This window comes from Amycolatopsis sp. NPDC005003 (genome assembly GCF_053600695.1).
Genome location: NZ_JBSGAI010000006.1, coordinates 91,117 through 116,453 on the forward strand (window position 1 = coordinate 91,117; position 25,337 = coordinate 116,453).

Below are 25,337 nucleotides of genomic sequence, written 5' to 3' on the forward strand. Positions count from 1 at the left end.
ACGGTGCTGAACTGGTCGGAGTTCGACCTGCACGAGCTGACCGAGGTGCCGGCGCCACCCGACGACCGCCGGGAGGAGGACGGCGAGCGCGGCGACCGTGACGTACCCGCCGACGACCCGATCGCGGCGTTGGGCGTCGCGCTCGCCGGGGCCCACGCCGGCCTCGTGGCGAACGGCCACCACGCGCCCGCCGTGCTGTCGGCCTGGATGCGGCCGCCGGCCGCCGATCGCCTGCGGTTCCTGGTCGGCGGCAAGCCCGATTTCACGCCGGCCGTGGGTGGGGGACGGGGCGAGGTGCTGTTCCCGCCCGGTGCGCTGGCCACCCCGCTGGGCCGGGGGCAGGCCACGCCGCTGGACCAGTTCGGTTGCTGGGTGGAGTGCACCGGCCATCCGGACGCGCTGTGGGCCCCGTCGGATCCCAAGCACGCCAGGCCCCGGGACCGCCGCGGCTCCTTCGAGCAGTACGTGGCGCACCTGCGGCAGCCCTTCGCCTGGGTGGTGCTGGCCGAACCGGCGCGGGCCCACGAGGTCCAGCCCGAACTCGACCGGCTCGTCCGGGAGATCCTGCCGCTGTCCCGCACCGAGGTGGGCGAGGCGAACCGGATCAGCCTGGAACGCAAGCAGTCCCGGTACCGGGAACTCAGCCGCGCGCTGCTCGGCAACGCCTGGCGGATCCGGGTACTGGTCGGCGGACGCGACGAGGCCGTCACGGAGAACGTCGCCGCATTGCTCTGTGCGGCGGCGGATCTGGACAACCAGCCGTACGTGCTCACGCCGAGCGGCCGCGCGACGAGCCTGGCCGGCGCGGCGCAGCAAAGCGGCGTCCTGGCGGGTACCGAGCTGCTGGTGCGGCTGACCCGCCCGCCGCGACGGGAACTGCCGGGCATCCGGGTCGTCGAGCCGCGGCGCTTCGACGTCACGCCGGACGCGCCGGCGAGCGGGGGCCTGCTGCTGGGTGGCGTGCTGGACGCGGCCCGCGCCGAGGTCGGGCCGCTGACGGCCGGGCGGGACTCGCTCAACCGGCACACCTTCGTCTGCGGCGCGACCGGTAGCGGCAAGTCCTTCACCGTACGGCATCTGCTGACCGAGGCCACCCGCGCCGGGCTGCCGTGGCTCGTCGTCGAGCCCGCCAAGGCCGAGTACGGACGGATGGCCAACCGGCTGGCCCCGCTGGGCTCCGACGTCGTCGTGCTGCAACCCGGCAAGGCGGACGACCCGCCGGTCGGCTTCAATCCGCTGGCGCCGGCCCGTTTCGCCGACGCCGACGCCGACGGCAACGAGCACGTGTTCTCCCTGCAGACCCACCTCGACCTGGTGCGGGCGCTGTTCCTGGCCACCTTCGACGCGGACGAGCCGTTCCCGCAGATCCTCACCACGGCGCTGACCCGGTCATACGAGGAGCTCGGCTGGGACGTCACGCTCGGCGAGGCGGTCCACGCCGACGCCGAGCCGCGCTACCCCACCCTCACCGATCTGCAGCGGGTCGCGGGGATCGTGGTGGACGAGATCGGCTACGGCCCCGAGATCGCCGCCAACATGCAGGGTTTCGTCAAGGTGCGGATGCGCAGCCTCGGGCAGGGCGTGATCGGGCGGTTCCTCGACGACGCGCACCCGCTGGACTTCGACAAGCTGATGCGCCGCAATGTGGTGCTGGAGATCGAGGACGTCGGTGACAACACCGACAAGGCCTTCCTGATGGGCGCGGTGCTGTTGCAGCTGACCGAGCACCTCAAGCTGCGGCACGGCGGGAAAACGCAGGTCCCGCTGCACCACCTCACCGTGATCGAAGAGGCGCACCGCCTGCTGCGCAATCCCGGCGAAGACACCGACAGCGCCGCCGGGCGTGCCGTCGAGACGTTCGCGTCGCTGCTGGCCGAGGTCCGCGCGTACGGCGAGGGGCTTGTCGTGGTGGAACAGATCCCCGGCAAGCTCATCCCGGACGTCATCAAGAACACCGCCGTGAAGGTGGTGCACCGGCTGCCCGCCGAGGACGACCGCAAGAGCGTCGGCGCCACGATGAACCTCGACAACGGCCAGTCCCGGAACGTGGTGTCGCTGGAACCACGGGAGGCCGCGGTCTTCACCGACGGCATGGACCGGCCGCTGCTGGTGCGCGTCCCGGACGGCCGTCAGGCGGAGGAGGTGGCGGCCCGGCCCGCCCCGGTCACCGACCTGATCCGCACGGTGCGCAGCGCCACCTGTGGCAGCGAATGCCAGGCCGCCGCGTGCCGGCTGAGCGACATCGCGCGCGGTGGGCAACTGCTGGCGCGCTACCCGGTGCTGACCGTGTGGACCGAGCTGACCGTGCTCGCCCACCTGGTGAACGCCCCGGTTCCGGTGCTGGACAAGCGTTTCCGGGACATCCTGCTCGGGGCGGCAACGGTTCGTACGCTGGATTGCGCGTTGTCGCACGCGGCCGAGCGCGCGGTGCGGACCCGCTCGGCCCAGCTGCAACCGGCCATGCGGTCGTGGGTGTTCGCGGCGCACTGCAATGCCGTTCAGGTCAACGCACTCTGGCACGGCATGCCCGGCAGCTGCGCCGAAGACGGCGGGGAGTTCCTCGCCGAGACGTACAAGTGGGCCAAGGTGCTGCACGTGCTCAAGGACGACGGTGACGCGCCGCGGCACGAGTACAGCGAGGCGTGGGAACGCTTCTACCGCCAGCCGATCCCGGGCTCGACGCGCGCCGAGCAGCACGCCGCCGTGGACCGTTGGCACACCGAACTCCTTCGCGACAAGGCGGGCCGGGACGCCGTCACGTACGGCACCAGCAGACCGTCCGCGCTCGAGTCGGCGCTCGGCGTCCAGGCCGGCGCCGGCGACACGTGGCGGTACGCGGTGGCCAGGGCCCAGGGGTGGTTCACCGGTGACATGGAGTGGGTGTGGTCGCACGTGCTACCGATAGGGGACGAGACATGAGTGGCGAATTCGGCTCCGGGGCCGCCGACAAGGCGAAGACACCGAAGCCCCCCGACAAGCCGCCGGTGCCGCCGGACGCGCAGAAGCCGCAGCACGACACCTCCCGCCCGGCGAACCGGACCGCGCAGCCGGACGGCAAGGACAATCACGCCCCGCCCGGGCCGCCGGGCGGCAAGCCCCCCGACATCGGTCCCAAGGGCGACACGGGATCCAAGCAGCCCGGCGACAAGGCAGCCGGCACCCACCGGTCCGGTGACGGGCCCGTCAAGATCAACGAGGTCCCCGGGCCCCGCAACGCGGACACTCCGCACCGCGGCGGGGACCAGCCGCCGGGACCGACCCTGTCGACGAACATGGCGCAGTGGAAGGCGCAGTTCGAGTCCCACTGGGTGGGGCCGCACCCGGAAACCGCGATGGTGCGCCCCACCGAGATCAGCCACCGGGTGGAGCTGCCACCCATCCAACGCACCCACACGCTGGACCTGGACAAAACGTACCGCGACGAACACGGCAAACTCGACTGGGTCAAGGTGCGGGCGGAACTCACCCGCATGGTGAAGGCGGACGTCGGCGTGGCGGAGGAGCAGCGCCGGCCGGGCGCTCCGCCGCACGGCGGGTACGGGAGCCGAGAGCTGCGCGTCCAGCCGGTGGACATCAAGCTGCATCTCGTGCACACGAAGTCGGACCCCGAGATCGCGCAGGTGCGGGCGGCGTTCCGGGAGGTGTGCAAGGCAGCCACGAAATGGGACGTGCGAACCCACGTCGACAGTCCGCGTCCGCAGCCGCCCGAGGTTCCGGATCCGAAGCCCTGGCCGGAGTCCCAGCCCGGTCGCCGCGTGCCCGGCCCTGGCCCGGACCATCGGCAGAACCGGCGCGAGCCCGCGGAGATCCCCCGGCCCGGCCAGACGCCTCGGCAGGTCCCGCCGGTGCGGCAGATGCCGCACGTCCAGCAGCACATCCCACCGAGGTGAGCATCCGGGTCTGACGTCAGCCGGTTGAGTCGCGGGCCTCGTCGGGCAGCGTGGGCGAGGACATCGTGGCCGGCCCACATGCGGCGGAGACGTCACTGCGCACGGACAGCTCACCGATCAGCTCCGCGAGCTGCGGGTCGTCCGGGTGACGCCCGGCGTAGACGTGCAGGAAGGCCACACCGTCGGCCGCCGCTGCCGTGCTTGTGTCGTACTGTCCGGCGAGGATGGTGTTCCGGGAAAGCAGGGAGAAAACCATGTCCGACAGGCCCGTGCTCGCGGTCACCGATGCCGAACTCGGCGAGCTGCGGACCCGGCTGGCCGGTACCCGGTGGCCGGCTCCGTGGCCGGTGGCCGGTTGGTCTGCCGGGACCGACCCCGGTGAGCTGCAGCGACTGGTTGCCTACTGGGCGTCCGGTTACGACTGGCGCGCGCACGAGGCCGCCATCAACGCCCTGCCGCACCACTTCGCGGACATCGTCGGCACACCGGTGCACTACCTGCGTTTCGACGGCGAAACCCCGGACGCCTTGCCGATCGTCCTGACCAACGGGTGGCCCAGCTCGTTCCTGGAGCTGACCAGCTTCGCGCGGCGGCTGGCGACACCGTCGAAGCACGGCGGTTCCGCGGCGGACTCGTTCACCGTCATCGTCCCGTCGCTGCCCGGCTTCGGCTTCTCCCCGCAACGTCCTTCGCTCACGGATCCCGTGCAGACCCACGAACTGTGGCACCTGCTGATGCGGGAAGAACTGGGCTTCACCCGGTACGCGGCGCACGGCGGAGACCTGGGCGCGGGCATCACCTCCCGGCTGGCCGAAGCCCACTCCGAAGCCCTGGTCGGTATTCACCTGCTGGCCGTCGCCGCTCCGATCGCCCACGACGACGAGAGCCTCACCGCGCAGGAGCGCGCCTACCTGGGCTCGGTCGCGACCTGGTCGGCGCGGGAAGGGGGCTACCAGCACCAGCAGAGCACCCGGCCGCTCACCTTGGCCTACGGCCTGGCCGACTCGCCGGCCGGGCTGCTCGCCTGGATCCTCGAGAAGTACCGCGCGTGGAGCGACTGCGGAGGCGACGTGTCCTCGCGGTTCAACGACGACTTCCTGCTGACGCAGGCGTCGCTCTACTGGTTCACCAACACCATCTCGACCTCGTTCCGGCCGTACTACGAGTACAGCGAGAACCTGACCCGCAAGGTCGAGCGGGTCGACGTGCCGACCGCCGTCGCCCTGTTCCCGGCCGACCTCACCCAACCACCGCGCAGCTGGGCCGAGCGCACGTACAACGTGACGAGGTACACGAAGATGCCCCGCGGCGGCCACTTCGCCGCCCACGAGGAACCCGAACTGCTCGCCCGCGACATCATCGACTTCTTCCGGGCTCTGCGGTGAACCGCAGCTTCGACCCGGGCGAGGGCCGTCATCGGGTGCCCGCCCCGGTCAGTGCCTGCTGCAGGACGTGGCTGTCGGCGGCCTGCAGCAGCCGGGCGAGCTTGCCGTCCCGGACCGTCCACAGGTGGATGAACCGGGCGTCGGCGGTCACCCTGTCCTTGGTCACCCCGTGGTAGTGACCGAAGACGAACACGTGGCCGTTACCATCGGCGTAGTACTGCTCGGCCTGCGCCCCGAAGGACTTGAAGTGCGGGAGGAGTGCGCCGAAGAAGTCGTTCATCATGCTGCCGAACCCGTGGTAGACCCCACCGTACGGAAAGCCCGGGGTGATGTCCCACTCGAGGTCCGGGGCCATGATCTCTTCCATCACGGTCGAGTCGGCGTGCGATTCATACAGCCGGCGAACCAAGGTGATATCGGGGGATTCGGGCATGCGTAGATCCTTTGTAGACTGGACTTCGGGGTTCGGAAGCCAGCTTCACAGCGAGCCGCGTGGAAAGCTCGCCGGCTGAGGGGGAGGATTTTCTCCCCTCCACGGCCGCCGTCGCGGATGGAACTCTCGCGTTGTGCGAGCGACTTTGATCTACGGTGCCGGTGACGTCCGGGTCGAGAACGTGCCCGACCCGAAGCTGGTGGAGCCCACCGACGCGGTGGTGCGGGTGCTGCGGGCCTGCATCTGCGGCAGTGACCTGTGGCCCTACGGCTCGCGGCCGGCCACCGAGGAAGGTGACCGCATCGGCCACGAGTTCCTCGGCGTGGTCGAGGAGACCGGGTCGGAAGTGGCCGGGTTGGCGGCGGGTGACGTCGTGGTCGCGCCGTTCGCCTACGCCGACAACACGTGCGAGTACTGCCGGGCCGGGCTGCAGACTTCGTTCCCGCACGGCGGCTTCTTCGGCGCCGCGGGCGCGGATGGCGGTCAGGGCGAGGTCGTGCGAGTGCCCTTCGCGCAGGGAACGCTGGTCAAGCTCCCCGTCGGGGAGGACTCGGAGCTGCTGCCGTCCCTGGTCACGCTCGCCGACGTCTTCCCGACCGGCCATCACTGCGCGGTGACGGCCGGAGTGGGGCCGGGGAGCGCGGTGACGGTGGCAGGCCGCTCAACCGGTCCGACGTCGTGGTAAACGGTTGAGCCGATGAGTGGATGGGTGAAATCGATGCCGTCGGTCGTCGTGGCGAGGCCGGCGTGCGTCGTTCGCCAGCGGCGCCACCCGGCCTTCGGGGCATATCCACTCAGTCTGTAGGGGATCCAGAAAGGGCTGGGTATGTACGCAATCGTGACCTGGTCGACACCTGCTGTCCACGGAGCGGAAGCCCGTTGGAATGGTTCGGAAATGTATTGACGGACGGTGAACCGGCATACGTATCCGTACGAACGCAAACTTCGCGTGAGCTGACCGGCGGACTCGTCGACCTGGGGCGGGCGTCCTGCCGAGGTCAGCGGTCATCGATGCTCAAACGCAACATTCGATTCCGTAGCACGGCTGAAAGCCGAGGCGACTCTTCGCATGAACCCGCATCGGGGCGGGGAAAAAATCTGCCACGCGCGCGGCGGAAAGGGGTAGAAATGCCCACATCATGGTCGTCCGGCGAACTGCGCTTCACCCTTCCGGCGGGAATCCGCGTGCGCGACGAAGCCGTGGCGGATGATGCCACGCGAAAGGTCGATCTTCCCGATGGGCCGATTCCGGTGTCGGCCGGCTCCGATGATCTCGTCGCAGCGTTGTCGGAGCAGGGGCTCGCGCTCGTCGAGCAGCCCGTGGATCTCGAAGTCGTGCCCGGCGCACGGAGACGACGGGCGACGACTCGGCTGGAGCTGACCGTCGGCGCTGACGAAGACGCGGTCGTCCTGCTGGAACAGGACGGTCTCTACTCGTGGCACCACCCGGTCGAACGCGAGGTGACGGAGCCCGCCGTCCGGCGAAGAGCGGGTGGTCCCGCCCCGTCGCCCGGCCGGCGCATCGCGTTCGCGCTGGAGTTCGGAGCACGTCCGTCCGCCGCCGCGCAGACCCGCGGTTTTCTCGGCGACCTGCTTTTCGCGGGCGCACGCGCTTTTGTGCTCAAGTTCGTCGCTCGCAAGGTCGCCGGTATGGTGATGCACCACCTCGAAGCGCACATTGAACCCGGATTGCTGACCATGCCGTCGCCGGATACGGAGACCTGGCACAGGATCGACGGCCTCGGAGCGGTCAAACTGCCGAAGAACCGGCCTGCCCGCATCCTGTTGTTCGTGCACGGAACCTTCTCCAGCACGGTGGGCGCTTTCGGGGCACTCGGCGCTTTCGACTGGGGCCGGGCGCTGCTGACCGCTGCCGCCCGCGAATACGACGCCGTTCTCGGCTACGACCACGTGACCCTCAGCGCCGACCCCGGGGCGAACGCCCGCGACCTGCTGCGAGCCCTGAAGTCCGCGGAGCTCGCCCAGCCGCTCGAGATCGACGTGGTCTGCCACAGCCGGGGAGCGCTCGTCGCCCGCAGTTTCACCGAAGAGGTCCTGCCGCAGGAGAACTTCGCGGCGCAGGTACGGCGCATGATCTTCGTGGGCGGCACCAACGGCGGCACCGAACTGGCCAGCCCCGGCAACTGGCGGACGCTGGTCGATCTCTACACCAACCTGGTCGCGGCCGCGTCGAGGGTGCTGGCGCTGGTGCCGCACGCCGCTGCGCCGGCCCAGGTGATCCGCGGCCTGGTGCAGGGACTCGGTGCCTTCGTGAAATACCTCGTCTCCTACGCGACCGAAGAAGGCGAAGGCGAAATCGGGGTGCCCGGACTCGCGGCGATGCGCCCGGGCGGACCTTTCGTCACGACGCTCAACCAGACGCAGCCGGGCCAGCCTTCGCCGGCGGACGTGCAGTGTTACGTCGTGACGTCGGACTTCGAACCCGACGTCGGCGGCACCGAGCCGAAGCAGCTCCCAGTGCGGTTGCTGACGGCGCTCGCGGACGGCCTCGTGGACCGGTTGATGGGCGAGAGCAACGACCTGGTCGTCGACACCGATTCGATGGCGGCGATCGACCTCGCCGTGGGCGGGTTCGTCAAGGACCGGTGCGATCTCGGCGGCAATGCGCACGTCTACCACACGGTGTACTTCACCCGGCCGGAAGTGTGCACGGCGTTGGCGAACTGGCTGGGGCTGAGTGGGCCGGCGGCCGCGGTGGTGCCGGTCGGGGCCACGGTCGGCCCGGACCTGCCGGTCGCGGCGGAACCGGACATCGTGATCGTCGACGCCGACGCACCCGCCGGCGTGGTCCGGGCGGAAGTCGCGGCAATGGAGCCGGGATTCGTCGTCGTCCGGGACGAGCCGTCGAAGGAGTTCTACGCCCTGACACCGGACGAGCTGAATTCGCGGCTGGGGACGCTGGGGCCGCGCACCCGGACCGCGCCCGTGCTGCAACGCCTTCGTCTCGCCGCGACGGACAGCTCGCAGTTGCGAGGACCGTCGCTGTGGACCCATGCGGCAGCACTCGCCGTCGGCGTGCCGTCGTCGGACCGCGTCGTCCTGCTGGACGCGGGCGAGCCCGTGGCGGTCGTGCCGGAACCCGTGCCGCCGCCTTCGGTGGAGAGCCTGCTCGAGCAGCCACCGGCTGAGCTGCCCGAACCGCCGCGGAAGCCGGCGTCGCCGCCTGGGGTGACCGCACACTTCCTGGCCACCATGGCCGGTGTGGTCGAGGTCGGCACGGTGGCCACGGTCCGGTGCACGGTCTCCCGGGAAGCGCTGGTGGCGGCGTCCGGAGGGATGAGCGTCTCCCAAGGAAGCGCTGCAGAGCCGGATCGCCCGATCGTCGTGCAGGCCATCGCCAAGGCGCACGCGGTCGTGGTCGGTGCCGACCGGGTCGAAATCGACGTGCCCCCGCTGGGCGAGCCCGCAGAACTGTACTTCGACGTGAAACCGGTACACGAGGGTCAAGGGGAAATCTGGATCATCGCCCGGCAGGGGCCGATCGCGCTGGTGACGCTGCGGCTTACCCCGACGTTCGCCGGGGCGGAGCGGCGGGCCGAAGCCACCGGGGCCACCTCCGCCGAAGCCACGGTCGCCGCGGTCGCGCCCGAGACCTGCGTCCAGCAGTGGCTGCGGATCACCGAGATCCAGCGCGGGGCCGAGACGTTGTTCCAGTACGAGCTCGCGGCCCAGGACCTGGGAATCCTGGAGACGTATACGTCGGCTCCGCTCAAGGTTGACCGCGATACGTATGTGCAAAACCTCTACGCCCGCATCGAAAGGCGTTGGGTCGCCAGCGCGGAGGACTCGGAGCTCTTCGCCAGGGAACTTGCAGCCATCGGCGGCGACCTCTTCGACGAGCTCTTTCCAGCGGAGCTGCGTCGGCTGCTGTGGGACCGGCGGGAGGAGCTGAACAACGTCCTCGTCGTCTCGACCGAACCGTTCATCCCCTGGGAGCTCGTGCACCTGAAGAACGGAGTCGCCCTTCCGGCGGAGCGGACGTGGTTCCTCGCCGAGTTCGGGCTGGTCAGGTGGCTACACGGGAGCTGGCCGGGCCACCGGTTGCACTGCCGCAAGGGCAAAGCACGCTACCTGACACCCCCCTACCCGCTGCCTGAGTTCCAGCTCCCGGCTGCGCTCGCCGAGGGTGACTACCTGAGGAACGCGCTTGGCGCGAAAGAGGTGGAGGCGAAGCTCCGGACAGTGTTGAACCTCCTCGGACAACAGGGCTCGTTCGACGTCCTCCACTTCGCGGGCCACGGCGCCGCGGACGGCACGAACATCACCGAGGCCCGGATCATGCTCACCGGTGAAATCCGGAGCGGTCAGTACTACCCGGAGTACCTCGACGCGAGCTTGGTGCGCTCGTATGCCAAGTTGCGCGCGAAGAAGAGGCCGGGACCGCTGGTCGTGTTCAACGCCTGCCAGGTGGGCCAGCTCGGCAACCAGCTCACCGGTCTCGGCGGGTTCGCCAAATCGTTTCTGGAGGCGGGGGCCGGTGCATTCATCAGCAGCCTGTGGTCGGTCGGCGACGCGCCGGCCGGGATGTTCACGACGACGCTGTACGAGTCGCTGCTGAAGGGGCAGACCTTGTCACAGGCGACAAGAGCCGCCCGCGCGGCCGCGAGACAGGGAGGGGAAGACACCTGGCTGGCCTACGTCGTCTACGGCAACCCGTGTGCGACCTTCACGATCGACAAGGCAAGCCCGCGCAAGCTGCGCCGGGCCAGGTAACCGTCACCGGTTGGGCCAGCTGTCCCGGGCCGAGGCATCGTCACCTGGTTACGGCAGCAGATATGTGCACAAGCAGGCTGAGCGGATGCGTAACGGCGTCACGATTGGGTGTGCGGCGGCCCGCCCTCGACGTTTACCGGGCATCCAGGTACAACCGGGTAGAGATCAACAAAGCTGACCGTGTCATCGCCCCACCCGCAGTTCACGTGGATGTCCCTGACGTTCACCTTGATCGGCGAGCAATCGCGATCCGTGACAGATGAGCCCGCGACTACCGCAAATCCTCGTGTCAGCTGGTCTGACGGGACTTCCGAGGTTGCCTGCCGCGCAACGCCGAGGCTCGATCAGCTCGCCACGGGCTGACGCCATGCGCAGCTCGAAGAGATGGCGTGCTGGTCGTACCCGCTTCGAGCTCGCACACGAGCTGACGTTGCACGTCCAAATCGCTCCAACGGGAGCGCGTCAGCAGCAGCACTCCCCACGATGTGCTGGTGCAGTGCACGTATTCGATCGTGCGACAGGAATCTCCAGGTTCCTCCCCGGCTCCGGGCCTGCCTCGCCCCTCTGAGGCCTCCCTGTCAGCACTCACCGAGGCTCGGGGCTGTAAGCAGCGGGTCCGCGAGAACGTGCCATGTCGTGACCGCTGCAGCTCGGCCTGCGGCGATCGAGCGCTCCCGGTGCTGAGCCGTCATCACGACGTCGACGTCGCAGTGAAGCCCGGTGGTCGGATTCAGTCACCAAGGTCCGATGCCGTTCCGGTGTGTCGCCATTCGCCGGGGGTGATGCCGTACGCCACGCGGAAACGCCGGGTGAAGTGGGTCGGGTCGCTGACCCCACCGGCGGGCGATCATCGCGATGGTGTGGCCCCGGCTGTTCGGCCGGATGAGGTCCTCGCGGGCGCCTTGGAGCCGTTCGCTGATGATTCACTGTTCGAGACTGAAGCCCGCCTGGGCGCAGGTCTTGTACAGGTAGCGCAGGGAGACGTTGTGCGTCGCCGGGCGGAGGGTGGGTTCGGTGAGGTGCCTGCGCACGTAGGCGCGCACCCGGGTGAGCAGCGTCTGGTGCAGGACCGCGGCGGAGTGCCGGCCGGGGCGCGCGGCCGAGATGAGCAGCGCGGGCCAGCTCGATGGTCGCGGCGCCGAGAGCGGCGGCCCCCGAATCGGCGCTGAGGCGGTCGGCGTCGGAGACCAGGTGGTTGACGTGGTCGGTGAAGAGCTGGTTGAGCGGGCTGGCGCGCAGGTTGCCGGTGGCGCCGCGGATGACGTCGACCGGCAGACCGAGCTCCGGGAACGGGATCTGGACGCAGCCGGCGGCGCCGTTGCCGGACCAGGAGAACTCATACGGAGCCGACAGGTCCATCGCCATCAGCTCGCCGGGTATGACCACCTCCCGGTGGCGTTCGGACATGATGGCTCCTTCGAGCCCTGGATTCGTCAACCTCGAACAGCTGGTTCTCTGACAGTCGCCAAGATCCAGGGATTGATTACCGAATCACCGTCGATTCACTCATTCGAGTGGGCCGGGTGTGCTCGCTGGCTCCAGATGGAGAACGTGATGACACTCCGGCGGCTGGCCGAGGTCCGGCAAATTCCCGCATCGACGTTCGGACCGGAAAGCCGCGAAGGTGTCGCGACCGGGCACATCGGCCAGAAGCCGTGGTGCGGGCTGCCGAAGCCGCCCAAGATTGCGGCGCGCAGGCCCAGGCCTACACACTGGTGGCTGGAGTGGGTCAGTGTCGTCCGTGCCGTCCGGGCTGCGGAGAAGCCGGTCAGCCCCTCCTGCTCGCGGAGGCGGAACGCATGCTCCCCGGCGTATGTCGCCGCGCCGGCGACCGCGACCGAGCCCCAGAACCTCTTCCTCCAGGCTGCCGACCGGCTCGCCCTCGACGGCCGCGACCCGCGCCACCTTCTGCTGCACGCCAGCCTCCTGTGCAGCGGCAGTTACTCCGCGGCCCGAGCACTCGCCAGTGTCCGGGCTCGTGACCTGCTGGCTGACGCTGCGGCCACCACTGCGAAGCTCGTGGGAGTCGACGCGACGCGAGCCGGGGCAAACCTGCTGAACCATCGCCTGTCCGTCGAACAACTGCTCGGAGATCCCGGCGCCGCCCTGCAGCACGCTCGCGCCGCTCGGGCGGTGACCTTCCAGCACATTGCTGGCCGCCGAACGCCGTGCGCCACGGGCCTCGGCGGAGGAGCCAGGAGGATGGAGGCAGTTCGTGACGTCTGTGAACAGCTTATGCACGCATCCTTGCTGTGCTGCTGAGCCGCCGTCAGGGGCGATCAGCGCGTCATAGACTCTCCTCGCCACGTCTCTGTCGTCCAGATAGCCGCCGATGCCATGGCGGTTCGGTGTCCTGTTCTCGGTGGCGAGGTCGACCGGCTCGTTGTTGCGGAACCAGCCGACCATCTGGTCGAACGTCTTGCTGGGCATCGGTGGTGCGACTCCGTTCTACTGGTGGGGCGCAGCAGCGCAACTATCCTCGTGGGTGCCGGGGCCCGCGGTGAAGCTGCGGCCGTCGGGCAGGGTCACGGTCGCGGTGGTCCCCGGCGGGACCGTGACGGCCAGGTGGAATCGGCCGTCTTCGATGCGCCAGCTCGACGCGATGCGCCCATGCGCCGAGTCGAACTCGGCTTCGGCCCAGGTGAGGCCGCCACCGGGCTCGGGCCGGACATCGAAGTGCCGGTAGCCGGGCGCGTCCTCGCGCAGCCGGATGCCCGCGGTGTGCCGGTGCAGGAAGGACACGACCGCGCCCTTGCTGTAGTGGTTGAGGGAGGCGTGCGGGACGCCGCGGGTGTCGATGCCGTCCCAGTGTTCCCAGATCGTCGTCGCGCCGCGGTCGATCATGGTCAGCCACGACGGTGAGGTGTCCTGGAACAGCAGCTCGTAGGCCACGTCGAGGTGCCCGGTGTCGGCGAGGACGGGCAGCAGGTACGGCGTCGCCAGGAAGCCGGTGCCCACGTGGGTGCCCGCGTCGCGGATCAGCCTGACGAGCCGGTCCGCGGTGGCGGCACGCAAGTCCTCCGGCACCAGCCCGAAGGCGAGCGCGCGCACATAGGTCGCTTGGGTGGCGGGGGAGAGCGAGCCGTCGTCGGCGATGAACTCCGTTCGCCAGGCATCGAGCGCGCGGGAAGCGAGGCGTCCGTAGCGGTCGGCGTCCGGCTGGTGGCCGGTCATGGCGGAGATGCGGGACAGCAGGGACGCCGAGCGGTACAGGTACGCGGTGGCGACTGCGCCGTGGTCGGCGGTGCGGAAGGCCTCTTCGTCGACGTCGGGTTCGCACCATTCGCCCCAGTGGAAGCCGCCGTCCCAGAGGAATTCCTCGTGGGGTGCCGGAGCCGCCGTCCGGCTGGGGTGGCGGCGGGTGCGGGCCCGTTCGGCGGCGAAGTCGACCCAGCGGGCCATCATCGGCCGGAACTCTTCGAGGACGTCGAGGTCGGCGTAGGTCAGGTACAGCTCCCACGGCACGATGACCGAGGCGTCGCCCCATCCCGAGGATCCGGCGAACTGGTCCAGGATTTCCGCGGGCAGGTGCTGGACCGTCCGGCCGCCCGGGTCGGGCGCGAAGTTGGTGAGGCAGCCGTCGTCCCACTGGTCGACCGCCAGGTCGCGCAGCCACTTCACCGAGAAGCCCGCGACGTCGTAGAGGAACGCGGCGGTCGGCACGTAGAGCATCCAGTCGCCGGTCCAGCCCGCGCGTTCGCGTTGCGGGCAGTCGGTGGGGATGTCGCAGGCGTTGTCGCGGAAGCTCCACACCGCGGCTTCGTGCAGCCGATTGATTCGGTCGTCGCTGCACCGGAACCACCCGGTGCGGCGCAGGTCGGTGTGCACGACGACCCCGCGGACGTCGCTCGCGGTGAGCGGGCGGGACGCGCCTTCGACGCTGACGTACTGGAACCCGTGCGTGGTGTGCCGGGGCTCGAAAACCTCGTCCGTCCGGCCGCCGGAAATCACCTGGTCGACCTGGCCCGCGGACAGCGGCTCGTGGGTCTGCCAGTCGACGCCGCGCAGGTGGTCGACGGTCACGTCGCCGTCCGGGCGGAGCGCTTCGCCGTGCCTGAGGACGAGATGATCGCCCGGTGGCACCTGCACCCGGAGCCGGCCGTTGATGTTCTGGCCCAGGTCGACGACCTGCCGTCCGGACGGCAGGTGGGCGATCGAAACGGGGGACAATTCCTCGATGCGCCGGACCGGCGGTGCGGGTGAAGAGGTGAGCCGGGCGAAGTCGTCGTAGAGCCCGCCGGCGGCGGCCACGGCTTTCGACCAGGCGGCATCGGCGTACCTGGGCGCGGACCAGCCGGGCATTGCCTGGCGCAGGTCCACGGTCTGGCCGTCCATGAGGTCCGCCGTGAACCACGCCGGGGTGGTCGTCCAGGTGGAGTCGGTGCCCAGCACCGTCGTGGAGCCGTCCTCGTGCCGGAGACGCAGCTGGCACAGCAGAGCCGTGCGGTCGCCGAAGGAGTTGGCGAGGCGCATCGCGCCGGTGCGGCCGCGGAACCAGCCGTCGGACACGATGACACCGATCGTGTTCTCTCCGGCCTGGAGCAGGTCGGTGACGTCGTAGGTCTGGACGTGCAGCACGTCCCGGTACGCGGTGAAGCCGGGCGTCAGTTCGAGGTCGCCGACCCGCTCGCCGTTGAGGAAGGCCTCGTAGATGCCGTGCGCGGTGGCGTACAGCCGGGCGCTCACGGGCTGGGAGACCGTGAAGTCGCGCCGGAACAGGTGCCCGGGCCGGTGGCCCGGCTCGGGCAGGTCCTCTTCGGACGGTTCGATCCAGGAGGCCGTCCACTCCTCGGTGCCGAGCCCGGTCTCCCAGAAGGCGGGCTCGGACCACGCGCTCTCGCCCTGGTCGGTCCACACTTTGACCTGCCAGGTCACCCGCTGGGCCGGCCCAGGAAGCGGACCGGCCCAGCGGACCAGGACCTGCTCGTCGCCGTCGATCCGTCCGGAGTCCCGGTCGCCGGTCCGGACCTGGTAGGCCGACTGCGTCGTGGAGCCGGCGGGGAGCCACCAGGACAGCCGGGGCCGGGCCAGGCTGGTGCCCAGCGGGTTCTCGAGGTGCTCGACGCGCAGGTGGGTGGGGGCGATCACTGGTGGGTTCCCCCGTCGACGCGGATCTCGGTGCCGGTGATGAACGAGCCGTCCTCGGAGGCGAGCATGGCGATGACTCCGGCGACGGACTCCGGCGGGGCGAAGCCTTCGCCGATGGCGGGCTGGAGCTTGAGGAACAGCTGCCAGTCGACGTCTTCGGGCAGGTGCTGGACTGTCGTTTCGGTGATGCCGCTGCGGATGCTGCCGGGGGCGACGCAGACCGCGCGCAGGCCCTGCTTGGAGTACTCCGGCGCGATGGAGTGGGTGAAGGACTGGATGCCGCCCTTGCTGGCGGAGTAGGCCGCCATGTACGGGTGGGCGAAGGTGGCGGACGTCGAGCTGAAGTTGACGACCACGCCGTGCCCGGTTTCCAGCAGCGCCGGCAGGGCGGCGCGGGTGACCAGGAACGTGCCGGTCAGGTTGACGCCGATGATCCGGTTCCAGGTCTCGAGCTCGCACTCGTGGGTGTGGGCGCCGCGGAGGATGCCGGCGGCGTTGACGAGGACGTCCAGTCCGCCGAGTCCGGCCACGCTCTCGGCGACGACGGTCTTGACGGCAGACTCGTCCGAGATGTCCAGCACGCGGCTGGTGAGCCGCTCGCTGTCGGCGCGGTCCGCCGTCTCCTTGAGGCCGCTTTCGGCGACGTCGGCCGCGACGACATGCGCGCCTTCGGCCAGGAGCCGCAGGACCGTCGCCTGGCCGATTCCGGAGGCACCGCCGGTGATCAGGACGCGTTTGCCGGTGAATCGCTGCATTCGTCCGGGTTCCTTTCCGGGAGTCAGTTCTTGCTGAGTTCGATCAGTTCGGTGAGGGCGTCGTCCGGCAAGTGCACGCCGCCGGAGGTCAGGAAGTGGGTGAACTGCTTCATGGGCAGCGAGGCGATCATGCGCATCGAGTCCGACATTCCTTCGGCTTGTTTCGTCTGCTCCGAGCTCATCGAATCGGTGATCTTGCGGGTGATGAGTGGTCCGACGACGGGGTGGCCGAACCACTCCTGCACCGGCGAGTCGAGGCTCAGCACCCGCTTGACGACCTCGCCGGCGAGGGTGATCGGCGTCTCGGCGACGATGTCGGCGGCACTGTGTCCGATTTGGACTGTGTATTCGCCGGGGGCGACCACCCACCGGCCGAGTTCGACGTCGTAGTAGGCGAAGGCACGGCGGCCGAGGGCGAGGTCGACCGTCCGGGATTCGCCGGGTTCGAGGGCAACCTTGGTGAACGCGCGCAGTTCACGGGCGGGCCGCCGGACCGGTCCGGCGTCGGTGGCGACGTAGACCTGGACGACGTGTTTCCCGGCAATGGGCCCGGTGTTGGTCACGGTGACCGAGACCGTCGCGGTGTCGTCGCCGGTGACGGTCACGGAGAGGTCGTTCGTCTCGAAAGTGGTGTACGAGAGGCCGTGGCCGAACGGGTACCGCACGCCGACCTCGGCGGTTTCGTAGTAGCGGTAGCCGACCATCACGCCTTCGCCGTAGCGGACGTGCCCCTGCTCGCCGGGGAAGTTGAGGTAGCTGGGGTTGTCCTGAAGCCGCAGCGGGATCGTCTCGGCCAGGTGCCCGGACGGGTTGGCGATGCCGTAGAGCAGGTCGGCGAGGGCGCCGCCGCTCGCCTGGCCGAGCAGCCAGCCGTCGAGGATCGCGTCGACGTCGTCGTGCCAGCCTTCCAGGGAGACGACTCCGCCGTGGGACAGCACCACGACGGTGCGGGAGCTGACCGCGACGACGCGGCGGATGAGGTCGATCTGCCCGGCCGGCAGGGTGATGGTGTCGCGGTCGTATCCTTCGGACTCGTCGATCTCCTTCAGCCCGGCGAACACCACGGTGACGTCGGCTTCGCGGGCGATCTCCACGGCGTTGTCGTCGAGCCCGCGTGCGTGGCTGACGGAGGCGCCCAGGGCGCGGATCGCGTCGAGTGCGGTGTCGACGCGGGTCGCGTTGACGTGCGAGCTGCCGCCGCCCTGGAACCGTGCCTCCACGGCGAACTCGCCGACGACGGCGACCCGGGCTTCGGGGGCGATGGGCAGCGTGTTCCGCTCGTTCTTCAGCAGGACCGCGCACTCGGTGGCGAGCCGTTTCGCCAGGGCGTGGTGGGCTTCGACGTCGAGGGTCCCGGTCGCGGGCGCGACCCGCTCGGTGAGGGCGAGCACCCGCCCCACGCTGCGGTCCACCACCGATTCGTCGAGTTCGCCGCGGTGCACCGCCGCCACGATCTCGGCGTCGCTCGCGCCGCCGGTGCCGGGCATTTCGAGGTCAAGACCGGCTTCGAGGGCGGCGACCCGGTCGTTGACGGCGCCCCAGTCGGAGACGACCAGGCCGTCGAAGCCCCACTCGTCGCGCAGTACCTCGGTGAGCAGCCACCGGTTCTGGGAGGCGTAGACGCCGTTGAGCCGGTTGTAGGAGCACATCACGGTGGCCGGGTGGGCCTCGGTCACGACCTTCTCGAAGGCCGGGAAGTAGACCTCGCGCAGGGTGCGTTCGTCGACGTCCGCGCTGATGCGCATACGGTCGGTTTCCTGGTTGTTGGCGGCGAAGTGCTTGATCGACGCGCCGACGCCTTCGCCTTGCAGGCCTTGCACGTGTGCCGCGCCGAGTGTGCCGCTGAGCAGCGGGTCTTCGGAGTAGTACTCGAAGTTGCGGCCGCACAGCGGTGACCGCTTGATGTTCACGCCGGGCCCGAGGTTGACCGTCAGCCCGGCGGCCCGCGCTTCGCGGCCGATGGCCGCGCCGAGTTCGGCGGCGACGCCGGGGTCCCAGCTCGACCCGACGGCGGCCGCGGTCGGGAAGCAGGTGGCGGGCCGGCTGTCGTGGACGCCGAGGTGGTCGGCGTCGGCGTCCTGGAGCCGCAGGCCGTGCGGTCCGTCGGCCATGGTGATCGACGGGACGCCGGCGATCGCCTTGGTGGCCGAGAAGTCCTTGCCGGACAGCAGCGAAGCCTTCTGCTCCAGGGTGAGGTCTGCGGGATCGGGCATCAGAGGGTTCCTTCCTGACCGCCGACGGCGGCCACCAAATCGTTCTTCAGTTCGTTCGAGGCGCCGGGTACGTGGTCGAGGACGACGTTGAGGGAGATGCTCGCGGCTTCGGGTGCGGACCCGTCGAGGGGAATACCGGGGAAGTGCTTCGCGAAGACTTCCGTGATCGCCCGCCACACCTTCGGGTCCTGGGAGAGCGTCCGAAGGGGAGTGTCCATTGTGTACTGATCAGGAGTCCGGTCGGCGATGTCGTAGTGCCAGGAGTGGTCTCCGCCGGTGACCTGGACGACGAGCTCGTCCGGGTGCTGCGGCAGGACCACGGTCGCCTCGGTGCCGTCCGGGATGGTGACGTCCAGGTGCAGCTGCCCTTCGTCGATGCGCCAGGCGACGGTAGCGCGGCCGTGGACCGTGTCGTGGGTGACGGTGGCGTGGGTGAGGTCGCCGCCCGGGCGTGGGGCGATGTGCATCCTGCGGTAGCCGGGTTCGGCGGGGGAGAGGCCGCCCACGACCCGGTGCAGCCAGTCGGCGACGGCGCCCAGGGCGTAGTGGTTGAGGGAAGTCATCCCGGACGGGTTGATCGTGCCGTCCGGGCGGATCGAGTCCCAGCGTTCCCAGATCGTCGTCGCGCCCATGGTGACCGGGTAGAGGAACGAGGGGCACCCGGTTTCCAGCAGGAGGAGGTAGGCCGCGTCGAGATGGCCGGTGCGGCTGAGGGCCTCGGCGACGAACGGGGTTCCCGCGAAGCCGGTGGAGATCCGGTAGCCGGCCTTGGCCACCAATGCGGCCAGCTGGTCGCCTGCCTTGGTTTCCTGGGCTGGGTCGAGGATGTCGAAGCAGATCGCGAGGGCCAACGCGGTCGCCGACTCGTTCGCCAGCCGACCGGACGGGGTGACGTACTCGTGCCGGAACGCCGCCCGCACGCGATCGGCCAAGGCCGCGAAGTGCTCGGCATCCTCGGCCTTGCCGAGCAGAGCCGCGGTCTGTGCCAGCTGTGTGGTGGTGCGGTACAGGAACGCCGACGCGACGAGGTGCCGGTCGGTCTTGCCGCCCGCCGGGTTGTCCATCGGTGCGTCCGGGTCGAGCCAGTCGCCGAACTGGTAGCCGCTGCTCCACAGGCCTGTATCGGCCAACCGGGTCTCGACGTCCCGGGTTAACGCCGCCATCGAGTCGTAGTTCTGCCGGAGGATGTCCGGGTCCCCGTACTCGGTGTAGAGCGTCCAGGGGAGGCTGATCGCGACGTCGCTCCACAACGCGGTCGGCGGCGACGGGGTGGACAGCACGTCCGGGACGACCCAGGGCACGTACCCCTTTTCGCGCTGCTCGGCGGCGAGGTCGGCCAGCCAGGAGCCGAGGACACCGCGCACGTCGTAGAGGAAGGCCGCCGTGGGGGCGAACGCGTTGATGTCACCGGTCCAGCCCAGGCGTTCGTCCCGTTGCGGGCAGTCGGTGGGGACGCCGACGAAGTTGTCCCGCATGGACCAGACGACATTGGCGTGCAGCTGGTTCAGCAGTGGGTTCGAGCACTCGAACCACCCCGTCCGGGTCATGTCGCTGTGCACCACGACCGCGGTGAGGTCGTCGGCGGTGACGGTGCCCGGGTAGCCGTCCACTTCGGCGTAGCGGAAGCCGTGGAAGGTGAACTTCGGCTCCCACGTCTCGCGGTCGCCGCCGCGGAGGGTGTACCGGTCGGTCGCCGCGGCGGTGCGCAGGTTTTCGGTGTGCAGCTCGCCGTCGGTGAGCACCTCGGCGTGGCGGATCGTGATCGTCTGCCCCGGCTCGCCGAGAACGCTCAACCGGACCCAGCCGGAGATGTTCTGTCCGAAGTCGACGATCGTCTTCCCGCTCGGGCTCTGCGTGATCGAGACGGGCTTTAGTCCTTCGATTCGCCGGATCGGGGGAGCAGTGGGGGTCACGAGGGCCGAGAGGTCCCAGTCGAACAGCTCCACCGGCTCCCACGAGTCACCGAACTCCGGCTGGTTCCAGGCGAGGGGTTCCAGCCGGGCGTCGTACTCCTCGCCGTCGTAGAGGCTGTTCGCCAGGACGGCTCCGGTGCCGGTGGTGAACGAGGTGTCCGTGCCGATCGTCTCGGTGCGGTCGGCGTACTCGAGTTCGAGTTGCAGGAACAACGCCGGCCGGTCGGCGTAGTGGTGGCGCTTGTTCTCCCAGCCGAGTCGTCCGAGCGCCCACCCTTCGCCGACGATCGCACCGACGGCGTTCGCGCCGGGAACGATCCGGTCGGTCACGTCGTAGGAGCTGACCGCGAGGTGATGCCGGTAGGAGGTCCAGCCGGGGGCCAGCACCTCGTCGCCCACCCGCCCGCCATTCAGGTGCGGCTCGACCAGCCCGATCGCGGTGACGTGCAGGGTCGCGCGGCGAGGCGAGCCCTCGACGGTGAACTCGCGCCGGAAGTACGACGCCGGCGCTCCGGCTGCGGACGCGGGCGTGATGAACCTGGCCTGCCAGGTGGGGGACACGGCGAATCTCCTCTATCGGACGGACTTGACGCGCAGCACAGCCAGTCCACTGAGGACGGTACAGGCGGCGGCGACGATGAACAGCAGGGTGTAGTTCTTGCCGGTGGCCGTGGCCCCGATGGTCAGGAACACCGGCGCGATCAGCGGAGCGACGGACTGCGGGATCGAAGTGGCGAAGCCCATGATGCCCATGAAACGGCCGGCCTCGGTCTCGCGTTCGGGGAGGACGTCGAGGGCGAGCGCCTGGTCGACGGCGGAGAACATGCCCAGCCCGACCGAGGTCGTCAGCGATCCCGCGAACAGCAGGGGCACGCTGGACGCGAAGGCCATGACCACCGCGCCGAGGGCGAAGATCGCACCCGCGACGAGGACGAACACGCGCCGGCGGCGGAGCTTGTCGGAGAGGAACCCGCCGCCCAGCGCGCCCGCGGACGTGGCCAGCACGCCGAGCCCGGAGAGAACGGCGACGGTACCGGCCACCTCCGCCACACTGATCCCCAGGCGTGCGGCGAGGAAGAACGCGACGAACGTCGTGTTGAGCGTCAGCCCGAAGTAGAACAGGAAGCGGCTGAGCCAGTTCCACGAGTAGTCCGGGTACCGGCGCGGCTTGAACGTGTACTTGCCGACCAGGCTCCGCGCGGTGAGGGGGGCGCTCCGCGGCAGCGTGCGGCTGTCCTGCTCGTGGATCAGGCAGACGAAGAGGGTCACCAGCACGACCCCGACCGAGCCGGGGACCAGGAACAGCAGCAGGGCGTCGCCGACGAACTGGCTGGCCAGCACGACACCGCCCACCGGGGCGATGAGGGTGGCGAAGCCGACGAGCCCGGCGACCTTGCCGCGCTGTTCCTCGGGAAGCCGATCGGCCTGCGAGTTGGTCAACGCACCCAGGACCTGCCCCCAGCCCAGCTGGGCCAGCACCCAGCCGAGCCCGAGCACGAACGCGCTCGGCGCCGTGGCCATGACCACCAGCGACACGACGCCGAGCAGCATCCCGCCGACCATGAACGGACGGCGGCGCCCCAACCGGCTCCTCGTCCGGTCGCTGAGCACGCCCAGGAGCGGGCCGAACAGCAGGACCGTGGCGGCGCCCCCGCCGGTGATGTAGCCGAGGTACTCCTCGTGCCCGGGCGCGACTTGGGCCAGCTTCACCGAGAGCGAGATCCCGAGCGGGGTGATGAAGGCCAGGAACACGCCGAACTGGGCCAGGGCCATCAGCCAGATGTAGCGAGCGGAGACCTTGGGCAGTGCCGGAGCGGGCGCAGCCGCCGGCGCCGGAGGCGGGACAGCAGACGGTTGACTGTCGATCATGGAAGACTCCGTTGTCCGAAAGCTCAGGTCAGACGTGGTATCACGTGCTAGCAAGCGCTGACCGGTGATGCTAATCTGCCGGAGCTAGCACGTGCAAGCATTCCGGTATGAAACGTTGCAGCGGAGTTCGAAGTGGAGCTGATCCTGAACATCGAAGACGCCGAAGTCCGAGGACGGCACGGCGTGGTTCCGGTGCGCATCTACACGCCGCCCGGTGGCGCGGTGGAAAGCGTCGCTCCGCTCGTGTGGGCGCACGGTGGCGCCTTCGCCTGGGGCGACCTGGACGTGCCCGAGGCGCACGCGGTCGCGATGGCCGTCGCGCGGACCGGTCGCGAAGTGGTGAGTGTCGACTACCGCCGTGTCCCGCCGTTCAGCTGGGTGCGCCGGCTGCCGTCCGGCCGGCTGCCGGGGATCCGGTTTCCGATCCCGCTCGACGACGTCATCGACGTGTTCACCTGGGTCCAGGCGCGGTCGGCGGGGGCTGGGACCGTTCTGGGCGGGGCGAGCGCCGGTGCGTGCTTGGCGGCGGCCGCGACACTCCGCCTGTGGGACGAAGGGCAGCCGGGGCCGGCCGGGCTGGTGCTGGTCTATGGGACGTTCCACGCGTCGCTCCCGGCCCTGTCGGGACGCCTGGCGTCCCGGATCCGCGGGCGGCACCGGCTCGGGCAGTTCATGCCGGGCGTCGTCGACAAGATGAACCGGAACTACGCCGGCACTGCGGAAGCTCTGCAGGACCGGCACGCTTTCCCGGGCGGCGGCGAGTTGGGCGGGTTTCCGCCGACTCTCGTTCTCGACGCCGATCGTGACGCGCTGGGGGCGTCCGGTGAGGCTTTCGCGGCCGAGCTGGCCGCTGCGGGTGTCGATATCGTCCACGCGAGGGTTCCCGGGTCTCGGCATGGCTTTCTGAATCGGCCGCAGCGGCCTCATTTCGGGCTCGGCATCCGTGTCGTCACCGACTGGCTGTTGAACCGTTCCAAGACGGTCGGCGCCGACGGTTGACCGGACCGGTCGACTACTCGCGCAGGCGGTCGACGATCTCAGTGGATTCCCGGGCCACCACGGTCGCCGCGGCATCGACGTTGCCGGCCGGCAGGGGTTGCCCGGTGGCTTCGTGCAGAGCGAGGGCGGCCAAGTGCCGTCCGAGGCCGGCGTAGTCGATCCGGATGCTCGAGATCGAGGGGACGAACAGCTCGGTGTAAGGGTTGTCGTCGTGCCCGATGACGGCGAGATCGGCCGGAACGCGGCGCCCCGCGCGCACCGCGGCCCGGATCACCCGGGCGGCACTTTCGTCGTTGTAGGCGACGACGCCGGTCACGCCCGCGTCCAGCCAGTCGTGTACTGCTTGCCCGGCGGCGTCGGCGTGGTCGTCGACGTGCCGGACCACCAGGGGCGGCAGGCCGGCGGCCGTTTCCTCGGCCATCCGCAGTCGGGACTCGACCAGATCGGCCAGACGAGGGTCGGCCGTCGCGGCGAAGCCGAGGCGTGTGTGACCGCGTCCGTGCAGGTGCTCGACCTGCAGGCGCGGGCCGTCCCGAAGACCGAGCGGATCGGGCTGCTGAGGGCTCGACGAGGACCCGGGGATGATCTTGGTGATGCCGCACCCGCGCATCGCCGCCAGTTCGTCCGGCGTGAACGGCGTGAACCCGACGACCACCTCCGGGTCGAGGAGCTCCCAGAGCGGACGCGCGGTGCCCGCGGGGTGCCGGGTCTGGGTGACGAGCGAGTAACCGGCCTCCTCCAGGGCGTGGGAGGCTTCTTCGACGCATTTGCTGATGCTGAACTCCACCGGCCAGTCGGGGACGACCAGCAGGACCAGCTTGCTGCTGCCGCGGCGCAGCGCCTGGGCCGCGGTGTGCGGCCGGTAGCCCAGGCGGGCCGCCTCGGCCAGGACGCGTTCCTTGGTGGCCTCGGAGATCCGTTGCTCGGACGTCCCGTTGAGCACGAAGCCCACGGTCGCCCGGGAAAGACCGAGCGACCGCGCGACGTCGGCGGCGGTCACCCGCTTGCCCGCCTTCGTCCCCACCCTTACCCCGTTTCGCCGGACAACTGGCAGCTTGCACGTGCTAGTTCCGACTTTAGCACCCATAACAGGCGGCCATCACCGGCAAGCGAAGAGATCGGCAAGGCATCCGGCTGCGCCGGGCGATGCGCGGGTCAGACGGCGGACGACCCGTTGTCGACAGGGAGCACGGCGCCGCTGATGCTGCTCGCCGCGTCGGAGGCGAGGAACACGATGACCGCAGCGACTTCCTCCGCCGGGGCGAGACGGCCCACGTTCTCCCGGTAGCGGCCCACGATGGACGCGCCGCCGTCATCGAGTTGACGATGGCGCCGTTGCCGCGGGCGAGCAGGTGGGGCAGGGCGGCGCGGGTGAGCAGGAACGGGCGGTGAGGTTGATCCGGATGACCCGTTCCCATTCGCCGACGACCGTGCGGCGGTACCGCCGCTCGCCTCGATCTGCTTGGCGACGGCCTCGGCGCCGACCGGGTTGATGTCCGCGATGAGAACCCCGCTCCCCGGCTCGCGAACTGCAGCGCGGCGGCGCGTCCGCTACCGGACCCGGCGCCGGTGACGACCACGCCTCGTCCTCCGAATTCCTTGCTCATGCTGTCACTCCTGGGGAAGTCGCGGGTGCGTCACCAGGCCACCGGAAGGGCGGTGACGCCGTACACCAAGCTGTTCGTCCGCATCTCGATCTCGTCCGCGGGAGCGCCCAGGCGCAGCGTCGGGAACCGTTCGAGGAGCGGCGGCGTGGAGCGTGTCGGCGTCGGACAGGTTCGTCGTGGAGTATCCGATCCCGGCGCAGCCGGACCGGCAGACGGCCTTGGCCGGTCCCCCGACGACATCCCCTGCGAACAAGCACACCAGGCCCACGGCTGCGGACCCAACCGCGATGAGCACTTTGCGGTTCATCGATTCTCCTCTAGCTCCACCGGTTTGGGCTGTCTCAGCTGTACGGCATTCGAGTTGTCCGGCGCCGACGACGTGACACCGGACAACCAAGACCGGACAATGGACGCCGGCCTTGGGGCAGTGTTCATTCGCCTCTCGGGAAGG

The 25,337-nt window shown here is 69.9% G+C and carries 15 protein-coding genes and 2 pseudogenes; 7 read left to right on the plus strand and 10 right to left on the minus strand.

Going from position 1 to position 25,337, the window contains the following annotated elements; genetic code table 11:
- The first annotated feature begins 3 nt into the window (after positions 1-3).
- Together ACWED2_RS09305 and ACWED2_RS09310 are read left to right on the plus strand one after the other, a co-directional pair.
- Positions 4-2,919, plus strand: coding sequence for an ATP-binding protein (locus ACWED2_RS09305; RefSeq protein WP_449689951.1), 2,916 nt, complete (start codon positions 4-6; stop codon positions 2,917-2,919).
- On the plus strand, positions 2,916-3,890 hold the full coding sequence (locus ACWED2_RS09310) for a hypothetical protein (RefSeq protein ID WP_449689952.1): 975 nt from the start codon (positions 2,916-2,918) through the stop codon (positions 3,888-3,890). The genes ACWED2_RS09305 and ACWED2_RS09310 overlap by 4 nt, the downstream gene beginning before the upstream one ends.
- Before the next feature lie 16 nt (positions 3,891-3,906).
- Here the strand turns inward: ACWED2_RS09310 and ACWED2_RS09315 are convergent, their stop codons facing one another.
- Positions 3,907-4,146 carry an MmyB family transcriptional regulator gene (locus ACWED2_RS09315; RefSeq protein ID WP_449689953.1) on the minus strand — a complete coding sequence of 80 codons (240 nt, stop codon included), beginning with the start codon at positions 4,144-4,146 and terminating at the stop codon, positions 3,907-3,909.
- Between ACWED2_RS09315 and ACWED2_RS09320 the strand changes: the two genes are divergently transcribed.
- A complete protein-coding gene (locus ACWED2_RS09320; RefSeq protein WP_449689954.1) occupies positions 4,145-5,275 on the plus strand; it encodes an epoxide hydrolase family protein in 1,131 nt (376 codons plus the stop codon). The two genes, ACWED2_RS09315 and ACWED2_RS09320, sit on opposite strands and share 2 nt — an antisense overlap.
- A 28-nt stretch (positions 5,276-5,303) precedes the next feature.
- On the opposite strand, the gene ACWED2_RS09325 is transcribed toward ACWED2_RS09320, so the two are convergent.
- Positions 5,304-5,708 carry a nuclear transport factor 2 family protein gene (locus tag ACWED2_RS09325; RefSeq protein ID WP_449689955.1) on the minus strand — a complete coding sequence of 135 codons (405 nt, stop codon included), beginning with the start codon at positions 5,706-5,708 and terminating at the stop codon, positions 5,304-5,306.
- Positions 5,709-5,841: 133 nt separating this feature from the next.
- On the opposite strand from ACWED2_RS09325, the pseudogene ACWED2_RS09330 reads away from it, so the two are divergent.
- Positions 5,842-6,366: pseudogene (locus ACWED2_RS09330) on the plus strand (alcohol dehydrogenase catalytic domain-containing protein); the annotation flags it as partial.
- Between the two features lie 353 nt (positions 6,367-6,719).
- Positions 6,720-10,442 carry a DUF7379 domain-containing protein gene (locus ACWED2_RS09335; RefSeq protein ID WP_449689956.1) on the plus strand — a complete coding sequence of 1,241 codons (3,723 nt, stop codon included), beginning with the start codon at positions 6,720-6,722 and terminating at the stop codon, positions 10,440-10,442.
- A gap of 730 nt (positions 10,443-11,172) precedes the next feature.
- On the opposite strand, the pseudogene ACWED2_RS09340 reads toward ACWED2_RS09335, so the two are convergent.
- Positions 11,173-11,244 (minus strand): annotated as a pseudogene (locus ACWED2_RS09340) (hypothetical protein); the annotation flags it as partial.
- Positions 11,245-11,546: 302 nt separating this feature from the next.
- On the opposite strand from ACWED2_RS09340, the gene ACWED2_RS09345 reads away from it, so the two are divergent.
- A complete protein-coding gene (locus tag ACWED2_RS09345; protein ID WP_449689957.1) occupies positions 11,547-12,704 on the plus strand; it encodes a hypothetical protein in 1,158 nt (385 codons plus the stop codon).
- A gap of 186 nt (positions 12,705-12,890) precedes the next feature.
- On the opposite strand, the gene ACWED2_RS09350 is transcribed toward ACWED2_RS09345, so the two are convergent.
- From ACWED2_RS09350 to ACWED2_RS09370, 5 genes are read right to left on the minus strand one after another with little or no spacing between them, the layout of a single operon-like run.
- Entirely contained in the window at positions 12,891-15,530 is a 2,640-nt protein-coding gene (locus ACWED2_RS09350) for a family 78 glycoside hydrolase catalytic domain (RefSeq protein ID WP_449689958.1), read from the minus strand.
- Entirely contained in the window at positions 15,527-16,285 is a 759-nt protein-coding gene (locus ACWED2_RS09355; protein ID WP_449689959.1) for an SDR family NAD(P)-dependent oxidoreductase, read from the minus strand. The genes ACWED2_RS09350 and ACWED2_RS09355 overlap by 4 nt, the downstream gene beginning before the upstream one ends.
- 23 nt (positions 16,286-16,308) lie before the next feature.
- Complete coding sequence (locus ACWED2_RS09360; protein ID WP_449689960.1) at positions 16,309-18,498, minus strand: glycoside hydrolase family 3 C-terminal domain-containing protein; 2,190 nt, start codon at positions 18,496-18,498, stop codon at positions 16,309-16,311.
- The gene (locus ACWED2_RS09365) at positions 18,498-20,972 is read right to left on the minus strand and encodes a glycoside hydrolase family 78 protein (RefSeq protein ID WP_449689961.1); all 2,475 of its coding nucleotides are present in this window, start codon (positions 20,970-20,972) and stop codon (positions 18,498-18,500) included. Before ACWED2_RS09365 ends, ACWED2_RS09360 begins: the two co-directional genes overlap by 1 nt.
- 12 nt (positions 20,973-20,984) lie before the next feature.
- Entirely contained in the window at positions 20,985-22,280 is a 1,296-nt protein-coding gene (locus ACWED2_RS09370) for an MFS transporter (RefSeq protein WP_449689962.1), read from the minus strand.
- Positions 22,281-22,412: 132 nt separating this feature from the next.
- Between ACWED2_RS09370 and ACWED2_RS09375 the strand changes: the two genes are divergently transcribed.
- Positions 22,413-23,279, plus strand: a complete 867-nt coding sequence (locus ACWED2_RS09375; RefSeq protein ID WP_449689963.1) for an alpha/beta hydrolase fold domain-containing protein — start codon at positions 22,413-22,415, stop codon at positions 23,277-23,279.
- A gap of 13 nt (positions 23,280-23,292) precedes the next feature.
- Here ACWED2_RS09375 and ACWED2_RS09380 read toward each other — a convergent pair whose 3' ends face one another.
- Both ACWED2_RS09380 and ACWED2_RS09385 read right to left on the minus strand, forming a co-directional pair.
- Positions 23,293-24,303: a LacI family DNA-binding transcriptional regulator gene (locus ACWED2_RS09380; protein WP_449689964.1), complete on the minus strand. Its 1,011-nt coding sequence runs from the start codon at positions 24,301-24,303 to the stop codon at positions 23,293-23,295.
- Positions 24,304-24,434: 131 nt separating this feature from the next.
- Positions 24,435-24,554, minus strand: coding sequence for an SDR family oxidoreductase (locus ACWED2_RS09385; protein ID WP_449689965.1), 120 nt, complete (start codon positions 24,552-24,554; stop codon positions 24,435-24,437).
- Positions 24,555-25,337 lie beyond the last annotated feature (783 nt).